Source organism: Alcanivorax hongdengensis A-11-3 (assembly GCF_000300995.1).
Taxonomy (GTDB): Bacteria; Pseudomonadota; Gammaproteobacteria; order Pseudomonadales; family Alcanivoracaceae; genus Alcanivorax; species Alcanivorax hongdengensis.
Window position 1 is genome coordinate 67,968 of record NZ_AMRJ01000006.1, and the last position, 12,123, is coordinate 80,090.

General features: G+C 59.9%; 9 protein-coding genes. 5 read left to right on the forward strand and 4 right to left on the reverse strand.

The window, feature by feature from the left end; all coding sequences use genetic code 11:
• Positions 1 to 42: 42 nt before the first annotated feature.
• Positions 43 to 4,407, forward strand: a complete 4,365-nt coding sequence (locus A11A3_RS06000) for a right-handed parallel beta-helix repeat-containing protein (RefSeq protein WP_008928381.1) — start codon at positions 43 to 45, stop codon at positions 4,405 to 4,407.
• Here A11A3_RS06000 and A11A3_RS06005 read toward each other — a convergent pair.
• A complete protein-coding gene (locus tag A11A3_RS06005) occupies positions 4,394 to 4,669 on the reverse strand; it encodes a hypothetical protein (RefSeq protein WP_008928382.1) in 276 nt (91 codons plus the stop codon). The two genes, A11A3_RS06000 and A11A3_RS06005, sit on opposite strands and share 14 nt — an antisense overlap.
• A gap of 168 nt (positions 4,670 to 4,837) precedes the next feature.
• On the opposite strand from A11A3_RS06005, the gene sthA reads away from it, so the two are divergent.
• The gene (gene sthA, locus A11A3_RS06010) at positions 4,838 to 6,244 is read left to right on the forward strand and encodes a Si-specific NAD(P)(+) transhydrogenase (protein ID WP_008928383.1); all 1,407 of its coding nucleotides are present in this window, start codon (positions 4,838 to 4,840) and stop codon (positions 6,242 to 6,244) included.
• A gap of 118 nt (positions 6,245 to 6,362) precedes the next feature.
• Here the strand turns inward: sthA and smrA are convergent, their stop codons facing one another.
• Positions 6,363 to 6,965, reverse strand: coding sequence for a DNA endonuclease SmrA (gene smrA / locus A11A3_RS06015; RefSeq protein ID WP_008928384.1), 603 nt, complete (start codon positions 6,963 to 6,965; stop codon positions 6,363 to 6,365).
• A gap of 90 nt (positions 6,966 to 7,055) precedes the next feature.
• Between smrA and A11A3_RS17685 the strand changes: the two genes are divergently transcribed.
• Positions 7,056 to 7,379, forward strand: coding sequence for a PilZ domain-containing protein (locus A11A3_RS17685; protein WP_157375393.1), 324 nt, complete (start codon positions 7,056 to 7,058; stop codon positions 7,377 to 7,379).
• Between the two features lie 4 nt (positions 7,380 to 7,383).
• On the opposite strand, the gene A11A3_RS17690 is transcribed toward A11A3_RS17685, so the two are convergent.
• Both A11A3_RS17690 and A11A3_RS06020 read right to left on the reverse strand, forming a co-directional pair.
• A complete protein-coding gene (locus tag A11A3_RS17690; protein ID WP_157375396.1) occupies positions 7,384 to 7,542 on the reverse strand; it encodes a hypothetical protein in 159 nt (52 codons plus the stop codon).
• A gap of 113 nt (positions 7,543 to 7,655) precedes the next feature.
• The gene (locus A11A3_RS06020; protein WP_008928385.1) at positions 7,656 to 8,414 is read right to left on the reverse strand and encodes a glutathione S-transferase N-terminal domain-containing protein; all 759 of its coding nucleotides are present in this window, start codon (positions 8,412 to 8,414) and stop codon (positions 7,656 to 7,658) included.
• A gap of 249 nt (positions 8,415 to 8,663) precedes the next feature.
• On the opposite strand from A11A3_RS06020, the gene A11A3_RS06025 reads away from it, so the two are divergent.
• Entirely contained in the window at positions 8,664 to 9,875 is a 1,212-nt protein-coding gene (locus A11A3_RS06025; RefSeq protein ID WP_008928386.1) for an acetyl-CoA C-acetyltransferase, read from the forward strand.
• Between the two features lie 29 nt (positions 9,876 to 9,904).
• A complete protein-coding gene (locus tag A11A3_RS06030) occupies positions 9,905 to 12,070 on the forward strand; it encodes a 3-hydroxyacyl-CoA dehydrogenase NAD-binding domain-containing protein (RefSeq protein ID WP_008928387.1) in 2,166 nt (721 codons plus the stop codon).
• Positions 12,071 to 12,123 lie beyond the last annotated feature (53 nt).

Consider the following 12,123-nt stretch of genomic DNA (forward strand, 5'->3'; position numbering starts at 1 on the left):
ATTAGAACAATAACGTCAGGCTTCGCCCTGCAGGAGAACAACATGCGCTACCCCGGGCTACGGCTGTGCCTTGCAGGCTGCGCCTTTCTTTTTGCGGCTACTTCCCACGCGACTACCTATGACATCGATACCACTTCTGATGTGGCCATTCCCGAGCCCGTTCGTGAAGGTTCCGGTGAGGATATGGTCTATGGGGTGCATCCGGCGACCGAGGATGGCAAGTGCTCGTTGCGCGAAGCGCTCTATGCCATTGCCTATCAGACGATCGTGGATGGTTGTGAGGCCGGTACCGGCAGCGATGTCATCAAGCTCCAGGAAGACAAGGTCTATACGCTGACTGAAGGTCAGTTGCCCGTGGGCGGTGGCAAGAAGGTCAAGTTTGATGTGGATAATTCCGGCGAGGAGCCGGTCAAGACACCCGTTTCGGACCCGGCAAACGACACCGCGATTTCCCCCATTGTCACCATCCAGCTGGCGCTGGACTCTTTTGAAGAAGCGGATGACAAGGTCAAGCCGCAGATCAGTGCCGCGGGCAATTCCCGCCTGATCCTGCTTAACGATGGCGCGACCCTGACGCTGACCAACCTGACGCTCACGGACGGAAATGCGGCCAGCGAAATGGCCAATAATGGTGGGCTGATCCATGCCAGCAGTACCTTGACCCTGGGCGAGGGCACCGAATTACAGAATGGCACCGCCGCCAATGGTGGGGCGATTTACATGGATGCCGGCTCAGCTCTGACCTTTACCAGTGGCAGCCGCTTTGACAATAACACCGCCTCCGGCAATGGTTCGGTGATTGCCACCTCGGATACCTTTGACGGTGCCATTATCGGTTACCAGTTTTACATGGCCGGCAATATGGCCAGTGCCACTGGTGGCACGGTCTATCTGGATGGCGAGCCTGACACCGATGTTTATCTGGGTATGACCAATGGCACCATCACCGGCAACGACGGTGGTGTGATCAAGGTCGTGGCAGCCCATCACTACACGGCCTTCCAGAACATGACCATTGCCTTCAACGGCGGCGTGGCACTGGATATTCCCGCCAGTGTCTTTGACGATCCGGCCGACGAGGAAACCACCGACCAGATTTTGCACACGGCCCTGATCGGTAACGACAGCGCCTGTGCGGGTTCCGCGCTGGATGATTCCACCGCAGATGACACCGATGCCCGTCTGCTTTATACCATCACCGATGACAGCAACTGCCCGCAGCCCCAGGAAGGGGTGCCGGTGACCGACCAGCCCAACATGGCGCAGTCGGATGTGCTGACCGGTGCTGATAATGATGGCAATCGCCTTGTCTGTGACCCGTCGGCGAGTGGCATCGGCGCCTGCAAGCCGTTGCCGGCGGAGAGTCTGGGCGGACCTTTCCCCGGTTTCCTGCCCACCCCGGATACCCAGATCAGCGGTTATGACCCGATGGATCCGGCGGCCACGGCCAGCCTGTTCAACCGTGCCAGCCCGCAAAACGTGACCTCGGATCTGTGTGCGGATGATGACATGCGCGGCCAGCCTCGCGGTGGCGCCGGCGGGCGCTGTGATGTGGGTGCGGTGGAGTTTCTGCGGGGTCTGGCCCAGGCCGATGAAATCGAAATGATCTCCGGCACCACCTCGGTGGGCGATGTGCTGGACAATGACCGCAATGATGCCGAGGTCGACTGCTCCCTGGTGCCCAGCGGCAAGCCCTGCCTGAATATTTTCGTGGCGCCGGCCAAGGGCTCGGCCATACCGGTTTATCGCTGCAAGAACCCCTCCGGGGAGACAGTGACTGCGGTGTCCGTGCAGGTACCTACCTGCCCGGATCCGAATGACCGTATTTATCCCTATATTCAGTACACGCCGGCCAGCAGCTTCCACGGGGTGGATACCCTGCGTTATGAGGTGGCCCGCGAAGCCTTTATCGGCGGCGCGGATGCGGATCAGGACCAGAACGCCCTGACCAATTTCGTGGCGGACCCGGCCTCCGGGCTTACCGATTCCGACAGTATCGGCGGTGGCCCCATGGCGCCACTGGCGCTGCTGGGGATGTTACTGGCCGGTCTCTGGCGTCGCCACCGGTTGGGGGTGTCGTCGCTGCTGTTGCTGGCATCGGTCTCTGCGACGGCTGCCGATATCAAAGTGGATTCACTCACTGATACCAATCCGCCGGTGACCAATGACGGCGTGTGTTCCCTCCGAGAGGCAGTCAACAATGCCGCTGGCGCCAATCCCAGCCCGGATTGCGAGTTTGGTGACAAGGGCAGCGACCAGATTATCCTGCCGGCCGGGGATATCCAGCTGGTGGCATCACTGCAGGTGTCCGGTGGCGGTGTGACTTTTGTCGGCAAGGGGGCCAGGGATGACGATAGCAGCGATGACGATGACACCCTGACCCGCCTGCTCGGCGATGGCAGCTTCCGTCTGGTGACTGTCACGGCACCGGTCAGCAGCGGCTATCCCGGCGTGACCTTCCGGTACCTGAGCCTGGAGAATGGACATGCGGCGGGCAGCGGTGATGACGGCCTGGGGGGCGTGATTCTCACCGGCGGCTCGGTGTCGTTTGACCGCGTGGTACTGCGCAACAATCAGGCGGATGTTTCCGGCGGGGTTGCCTATATTCTCTCCAACGCGGGTAATGACAAGGACATCAGTTTTGATCGCACCTATGCCACCGGCAACAGCGCCGGAGAAGACGGCGGGGTGCTTTCCACCGTGACCCAGAATGCGGAGCGGGTGGATCTGAGCATCACCAACAGCACCTTCGAGTCCAACAGTGCGGTCGACCGCGGCGGGGTACTGGACCCGAACCTGGTCAAGGGCGCCACGGCGCTGGTTTCCAATAGCACCTTCTTCAACAACAGTGCACCCAATGGCTCGGCACTGGATCTGGATGGCCTGGCCATCAATACCTATCTGTTGAACCTGACCCTGGTGTCCAACACCGGCGGCAATGGCCTGGAGCTGGGTGACAGCAGTGCCAAGGTAACGTTGTCCAACAGCATTATCGTGGATAGCGGGGCGGCCTGCAGCAGTGGCTCGGGCGCGCTGTCCACCAGTGTTTTCAACCTGTTTTCCGCAGCAGAGTGTGCCGTCACCAGCGAGGGCACCAGCAGTGACAATACCGCCAACAGCGCAGATGCCTCCCTCTTTACCGCCACCTTGCAGGGTGAACAGGACGGTGCCAGCAGTTATCTGCCCCCCTATTTGCCGGTCGCTGATCCCGCCGCCGAGCTAAGCGCTGCCACGCCGCTGGTCGTGAATGCCGGCAGTGATGAAGACCTGGCCTCCGGCACCTCTTCACCCACTCATTGCCGCAGTACCGACCTGCGTGGCGTGGCAAGAAACTCCGGTGACCGTTGTGACCGTGGTGCCTACGAGTACCAGCAGATTACCGCCGGGGATGATGAGGGGGATAACAGCGGTACGCCGGACCGTCGGGTGCTGATTGATATCTTTGACAATGACCTGCCCAGTGACGGTGCGGAGATCCAGTTGGTGGATACCAACGTGGATCCGGCGGATTTCCTGTCCGGTCGCCTGGCTTTTGAAAACGCCGAGGCGCAGGTTATTGCCGGTGAGACCGAAGTGGTGGGTACAGGAGAAACCTTTACCCAGGACCCGGATATCCCGTCGCGCTATACCCTCAGTAATGGTGCCATGGTGGATCTGGTATGGCGCTACTACAACGAAAGTGTGGATGGCTACGATGTGCGTTGTGGCCAGCCGCTGCCCCAGGCTTTCATTGACGCCAACGACGATGACTACAGTGACGGGGATGTGGCCAAGGACTGTGTGCTGCTCTACACGCCGGCGGACAATGGCAAGATTGCCAATGCTTCCGACCCCAGCAAGGACAATGTCTGCCTGGTCAATGATGATACTGTCGACCAGGACGAGATCGGCAATCAGCCGAACCTCTATCTGCTCTATCAGTTCACCGATAATGCCAGCCCGGCGCAGACCTCCGACCAGGCTTCGGTGACCATGACGCTGAGCAACAAGGCGCCCAAGATCACCGGGCAGACCGTGGTCAATCAGCCGGGCCAGAAGGTGGTGTTCACTGTCAAGGCCACGGATCCGGACGGCGATGACAGCAGCATTAACTGGAATACCCTGCGCGTGAAGGATGAGCCCAGTTTCTCCAAGCGCAACCCGAATACCCACCAGGCAGAAGGGGTTGGTGTAATTGTCGATACGGTTAAGCATCAGGTAACTTATATTCCTGACAGCAATTTCCAGACCTTCAAGGACACCTTCACCATGGTGGTGGATGATAACTGTGGAGGGACGTCAAAAACCGCCACCTTTACCATCACCTACCCCCATGATGACGCCTCCGCCGGCTCCGGCAGTTTTGGCGCCATGATGCTGGGTATCTTGCTGCTGTTGTTCCGTCGCCGTCGGTTCAGCGGGCTCTGATAAAGCGCCGGCGCAGCATCTCCCAGATGAGCGCGCCAATCACCATGCTGATCAGCAGCAGAAACAGCTTGGGAATGTCCACCAGCGTCCAGAACAGGATGTCGATGCTGGTGGGCTCCAGGTTCTGGAATACGATTACCACGGCCAGCAACGCCAGCAGAAGCTGAACTGCGCCCACCGGATGGTGCAGCAACCAGCGACCACCACCCTTGCTGCCACGGGCCAGCATGGACGATTTCTGTTTTTGCGCAGGCTCTTCCATAAGTCCTCCTTTTCCCGGCATGTTGAAAGCCAAAAAACCTTACAGGCTTACCGCCTTTTATCTTGCTGACGCCCGGCGCGTGGCGATAGCGCCGGCATGCACCGCTTATACCTCGTGATTCCCACTTTACGCCTTTATACTGGCCTTTGTCGCAGTCAGGAGAGCGTGATGGATATCAGTGCCGGTTGGGATCTTGTAGTGATAGGCAGTGGCCCGGCGGGGGAGGCGGCGGCCATGCAGGCGGCCAAGGAAGACCTCAGGGTGGCCATCGTCGAGGACCAGCCCGCCGTGGGCGGTAACTGCACCCACTGGGGCACCATTCCCTCCAAGGCACTGCGTCATCAGGTCCGGCAACTGGTGCGTACCCAGCGTAACCCCTTGCTACGGGGTATCCTCAACCCCCGTGAAATCCGCTGGCAGGACATGATTGCCCGTACCCGCGAGGTCATCGACAGCCAGGTGCATGTGCGCAGCGGCTTCTATGTGCGTAACCGGGTCAAGGTCTTTCGCGGTCGTGGCACCATCACGGCACCGGGGGAAGTGCGGGTGGATGATGCCAATGGTCGGCAGTGGTTATTGCGAAGCCGCAATATTCTGCTGGCCACCGGTTCGCGCCCTTATCACCCGGAGGATGTGGATTTTGATCACCCGCGGGTTTATGACTCCGATACCATCCTCGATATGGATCACACCCCGCGCCATATCATTATCTACGGGGCCGGGGTTATTGGGTCCGAGTATGCCTGTATTTTTACGGGGTTGGGGGTACGAGTCGATCTGGTCAATTCCCGCGAGCACTTGCTGGATTTTCTGGATACCGAGATTTCCGATGCCCTGAGCTACCACCTGCGTGATCAGGGCTGCACGATCCGCCAGGGGGAACACTATCAGCGTGTAGTGGCCGATGATGAAGGCGTCACCCTGGAGCTTCAATCAGGCAAAGTGCTGCGCGCGGATGCTCTGCTGTGGTGTAACGGGCGGTCCGGCAATACGCAGGGCATCGGGCTGGAAAATATCGGTTTGGAGGCCAACAGCCGTGGCCAGCTGGCCGTGGATCAGCGTTACCAGACCGAGGCTGAGGGTGTTTATGCGGTGGGGGATGTGGTCGGCTGGCCGTCACTGGCCAGTGCCTCCTATGATCAGGGGCGCTTCTGCGCCGAGGCGATCGCCGCCGGGCCCGACCAGCCTGCCCGTCGGGTTACGGATGTGCCCACTGGTATCTATACCATCCCCGGCATCAGCTGCGTTGGCCGCACCGAGCACGAACTGACCGAGGCGCGGGTACCCTACGAAGTCGGCCAGGCGTTCTTCAAGAACCTGGCCCGGGCACAGATTACCGGCGAGCAGGTGGGCATGCTGAAGATCCTGTTTCACCGGGAAACCCTGGAAGTGCTGGGGATTCACTGCTTCGGCTACCAGGCCATGGAAATCATCCATGTTGGCCAGGCCATCATGCGACAGCCCGGTGAGCTCAATACCCTGCGTTACTTTATTGATACCACCTTCAACTACCCGACCATGGCAGAGGCGTATCGGGTGGCGGCAATCAACGGGCTTAACCGCATCCGGCGGTGATGATCGTTGATGGGAGGTAGCGACGCATGACAATCCTGTCTTGGCGTTAAAAGGCCGCGCCCATGGCCTGGGTGCGGCCTCTTGTTTTGCAGATAAGAGAGCCGGCATCGCGCAGCTGTCAGCGGCTTCTATTGTTCTTCCCCGCTTCCATGAAGAATTCCCGGTTTTTCTGGCGAGACTGGCTGTTCTTGCGTAGCAGGGCATAGGTGGCGCCCGTGCCGCCGCGGTTTTGCGGGGCAGTATGGAAAGCCAGCACCAGGTCGAACTCTTCCAGCCAGTGCATCACGTAGCTTTTCAGCAGCCCCGGGCGCTCACTGTGCTGCCCTTTGCCGTGGCTGATCAGCACTGCACGCAGACCCTGTTCATGGGCCCTAACCAGAAAGCGGTGGACCTGTTGTCGGGCCTCCATCAGGCGCACGCGGTGCAGGTCCAGCACGTCCTGAGCCTCATACTTGCCCAGCCGCAGCTTGCGATAAACGCCTTCCTGCACGCCATTTTTCTTCAGGCCGACAATATCGTGGGGCCCAACGGACTCCACCTGCTCGGGCACGGTCAGGGGGTTGCCGTCTTGTCGCTGGTCGGAAACCGCTGCGGCGCGGCGCAGTTGTTCGCGCAGGGTGTCCTTGCGGGCAGACGGCGCCGGTGTAACGCGGTTATCGGGCTTTTGCGGTACCACATCGGCCATTTCCTGGCGAAACAGATCCTCGTCATGACTGCTCATGGCACACCCCACAAATCAACAATACGCTACTTGAATGGTACACAATGGAGGCGGAGACTGGCAGTAACAGCCACGACTGTGCAGGTGTCTATGGAACGCCGCCGTCTTACCCGCCCCCGGTTACGCATTAATATCCGCGCGCGCAGCGGGGATGCTGCTCTCGGGCATGTCCGCGACATAACCGACCACGGGCTGTGCCTTTCCGGGCGCGGCTCCGCCCCGCAAGATCAACATCAATTAATACTTTGTCTACCCTGGCCGCTGGACGGTCGCCGTGAGCTGGCGCTGCGAGTGCAGCCCTGCTGGCAGACCTACGACAAAAACGGGCATTGGCGGGCAGGTTTCAGACTGATGCCCGATGAGGAAACCGCCACAACGCTGGCCACGCTGGCCAGTCGTTATGGCGATCGCTAATGACTCAGGAGGGACGATGCGAATGACGGTCGTTGCGGCTGTCGTCCTCCGGTTGCTGGTGACGGTGTTTCTTGGCATCACGCTTGCGCCGTTCCCGGTCACTCTTGTCGTGCTCTTCCTGCCACTCTTTGGGGTCGTAGTCATCAAAATGGCGACGACTCATGGTCATTACTCTCTTGCTGTAAAAGGATGGTTCCGAAGAATATATAGCACTAAAGCAAGACAGCGAGAAGGGGCGCAACCACCTTTTGTGGGTGGTTGCGACGGGTGGCCCTGTTAGCGGGCGTAGGTGCGGTCCAGGTAGTCGATGATGGCCTTGGATTCGAACATTTGCGTGCCGGTGTTGGGATCGATCAGGTAGGGAACGGCGATGCTGCCGGCCCGGGCCATTAATTCCTTGCGATTGCGCTGGCTCGGCTGGTAATCCATGCCGAGTTTTTCGCGTAGCGGCGGCATTACCCAGTCCTGCCACTGGTCGCGCCCGCACTGGCGAATCAGGCAGGGCAGCTGCAGCTCGGTCAGTCGCTCACGAACCAGGCGCGCAAAGGGGCTGGCCTCAAAGGAGTACAGAACCAGTGGCTGTTGGGGCGCCTCGCTGGGCTGGCAGTGAATCCCGCGGGTGCCACGGGGTAGCGAGGCCAGCAGGGCGCCGGCGGTACGCAGCGTACGCACGATAAAGCGTCTGGGGGCCGGGCGCCCGCCATACTGCTGATAGAGATACTCGATGATATCGGCGGATTCATAGAGGGCGGTGCCGGTATTCGGGTCCATCAGGTAGGGGAACATCTGCTTGCCGCCCAGGCGCTCCACTAGCGGGCGAAACCGGTCGCCGCCCTTGGGGCAGGGGTAGCTGATGAAATCGAGATCAAGATCGGTCAGTGCTTCACGCACCAGGCGACAGAAGGGGCAGCCTTCCATCTCGTAGAGTTCCAGCGTTTGCGCCGGTGTTGTCAGGTGACCTGCGGTGGCGATGCCGCGGCCCTGCTGGGCGGCGCTGGCGACCAGTGAACGGGCAATTTCAAGGTTGTAGGACATGAAGGTCGGCTCCTGAAAAGATTGCCCGAACCATAGCAGGGCGGAGCCGCGGGTCAATGTCCCGACGGGCCTTTCAGCCCTGTCTGCGTAGTCATTCCCGCCATGCCCGTTCCGCTCACCGGTACTGATCAGTCATGTCATTGAGTGATGACAAGGAGTCGGGCAATCTTGTTGCCCTAATCCGGGCGGTTGCCCTTTACAAGCCGCCGGCACAGTGCCGGCAAATGCCTGAGGCAAGAGGAAGGTTCCATGACCGAAGCCTATATTTACGATGCTATCCGTACTCCCCGTGGCCGGGGCAAGAAAGATGGCTCTTTGCATACGGTTAAGCCGCTGGATCTGGTGGTCGGCCTGATCGATGAAGTGAAAGCCCGTTTCCCGAATATGGACACCAACCGCATTGATGACCTGCTGTTGGGCGTGGTCACTCCGGTGGGTGATCAGGGCGCCTGTATTGCCAAGACCGCCGCACTGGCGGCGGGCTTGCCGGATACCGTGGCCGGTTACCAGCTCAACCGTTTCTGTGCATCCGGTCTGGAAGCGGTCAATACCGGGGCCCAGAAAGTGGCGTCCGGTTGGGATGATCTGATTCTGGCCGGTGGCGTGGAAGCCATGAGCCGTATTCCCATGGGCTCTGACGGCGGTGCCTGGGCGATGGACCCGATCACCAACTACAAGACCGGTTTCGTACCCCAGGGTATTGGTGCGGACCTGATTGCCACCCTTGAGGGCTACAGCCGCCGTGATGTGGATGAGTTCGCGGCCCAGTCCCAGGCCCGTGCCGCCACTGCCTGGGAAAAAGGCTACTTCAACAACTCGGTAGTCCCGGTCAAGGACCTCAATGGCCTGACTGTGCTGGATCGCGACGAGCACGTCCGTGCCGGCACCACTGCCGACGGCCTGGCCGGTCTCAACCCGTCGTTTGCCATGATGGGTGAAATGGGCGGCTTTGATGCGGTAGCGCTGCAGAAATATCACTGGCTGGAAAAGATCGATCACGTTCACCACGCCGGCAACTCTTCCGGCATCGTTGATGGCGCTGCACTGGTGGTGCTGGGCAACGAGCAGGTTGGCAAGGATTACGGCATGAAGGCCCGCGGCCGCATTGTCTGCACCGCCATCAGCGGCGCCGATCCGACCATCATGCTGACCGGCCCGGGCCCGGCGGCCAAGAAGGCCCTGGCCAAGGCCGGCCTGAAAGTGGGCGACATCGACCTGTGGGAAATCAACGAAGCCTTCGCGGCGGTGGCCATGCGCTTCATGAAAGACATGGGGATTTCCCACGATATTACCAACGTCAACGGGGGCGCCATTGCCATGGGCCACCCGCTGGGTGCTACCGGTGCCATGATTCTGGGCACCGCGCTGGATGAACTCGAGCGTCGCGACAAGAAATACGCCCTTTGCACCCTGTGTGTCGGTGGCGGCATGGGTATCGCTACCATCATTGAGCGTCTGTAAACCGCGTCGAACGAATTCGGAGAAACAACATGAGTGAACAAACTGCTATCCGTTGGGAACAGGACGCGGACAACATCGTTACCCTGACCCTGGACGATCCCAACCAGTCCGCCAACACCATGAACGAGCTCTATGGCAAGTCCATGGCGGCCACCGTCGAGCGGTTGGAAAAAGAAAAAGACAACATCGCCGGGGTGATCATTACTTCGGCAAAGAAAACCTTCTTCGCCGGTGGTGACCTGCGGGACCTGCTGAAAGCGAAAAAGGAAGATGGTCAGGTATTCCTGGACAACGTTACCGAAATCAAGCGTCAGCTCCGGGTGCTGGAAACCCTGGGTAAGCCGGTGGTGGCGGCCATGAACGGTACCGCCCTGGGCGGTGGCCTGGAAATCGCACTGGCTTGTCATCACCGTATTGCCATCAATGACAAGTCTGCCCAGTTCGGCCTGCCCGAGGTCACCCTGGGCCTGCTGCCGGGCGGTGGCGGTGTGACTCGCGTGGTCCGTATGCTGGGCATTCAGGACGGGCTGATGAAAGTGCTGATGCAGGGGCAGCGCATGAAGGCCGACAAGGCCCAGAAAGTCGGTCTGATCGACGAGCTGGCCACCGACCGTGATGACATGCTGGCCAAGGCCCGCGAATGGATCAAGGCCAATCCCAAGGCCCAGCAGCCCTGGGATCAGCGTGGCTACAAGATTCCCGGTGGCGACCCCAAGAACCCCAAATTTGCGGTCAACCTGCCGGCGTTCCCGGCCAACCTGAAAAAGCAGATCAAGGGTGCCAACTACCCCGCGCCGCTGGCTATCATGTCCGCCGCAGTGGAAGGGGCCCAGGTGGATTTCGACAACGCCTCCACCATTGAAGGTCGTTACTTCGTGTCACTGGTGACCAGCCAGGTGGCCAAGAACATGATCACCGCCTTCTTCTTCAACCTGCAGGCGATCAATGCCGGCGCCAGCCGTCCCAAGGACGTGCCGAAATTCCGTGCCGAGAAAGTCGGCGTTCTGGGTGCCGGCATGATGGGGGCGGGCATTGCCTACGTCACCGCCCGCACGGGCTCCCAGGTGGTGCTCAAGGATATTTCCGTAGAGAACGCCGAGAAGGGCAAGGACTATTCTCGCAAGCTGCTCGACAAGGAAATCGCCAAGGGCAAGATGACCGAGGAAAAGAAAGAGGAAATCCTCGCCCGTATTACCGCCACTGCGGATGCCAAGGACCTGGAAGGCGTGGACTTTGTCATTGAAGCGGTGTTCGAGAACACCGAACTCAAGCACAAGGTGTTCCAGGAAATCGAAGATGTGGTCAACGCGGATGCGGTATTGGGTTCCAATACCTCTTCGCTGCCGATCACGGGCCTGGCCAAGGGCGTCAAGAAGCAGGACAACTTCATCGGTATCCACTTCTTCAGCCCGGTGGACAAGATGCCGCTGGTGGAAATCATCTGTGGCAAGGACACCAGCCCGGAAGCGCTGGCCAAGACCTACGACTACTGCCAGCAGATCAAGAAGACCCCAATTGTGGTCAACGATGCCCGCGGTTTCTTCACCACCCGTGTGATTGGCACCTTTGCCAACGAGGGTATCGCCATGCTGGGCGAGGGCATCAATGCCCAGTCCATCGAGCAGGCCGCCATGCAGGCCGGTTACCCGGTGGGTACCCTGAACCTGATTGATGAAATCAACATGGAAACCGCCCTGAAGATCGGCAAGGCGGCCCGTGATGATGCCAAGCGTGAAGGCACCGAGTTGCCCCCGGAGCACCCGGCGGAAACCGTCATGAAGAAGATGGTCGAAGAGCTGGGTCGTCCTGGCAAGCTGCAGGGCAAGGGCTTCTACGAGTACCCGGAAAATGGCAAGAAGCACCTGTGGCCCGGTCTCAAGGATGCCTTCGGTGGGACCACCGAGATTCCGTTCGAGGATATCAAGGAACGGATGATGTTCATCGAATCCATCGAAGCGGTGAAATGTTTCGATGAGGGTGTCATGGACTCCGTGGCCGATGCCAACATCGGTTCCATCTTCGGGATCGGCTTCCCGGCCTGGACCGGTGGTGTCATGCAGTACATCAACCAGTATGAAGGCGGCCTGCGCGGCTTTGTCGCTCGAGCCCAGCAGCTGGCTGAAAAGTACGGTGAGCGCTTTACCCCGCCGGCTTCACTGGTGGAGAAAGCGGAGAAGGGCGAAAGCTACCGCTAATCACGGTGTCGCCTGAAAAGCCCTGCCTGGTGCAGGGCTTTTTTTATGAGGTA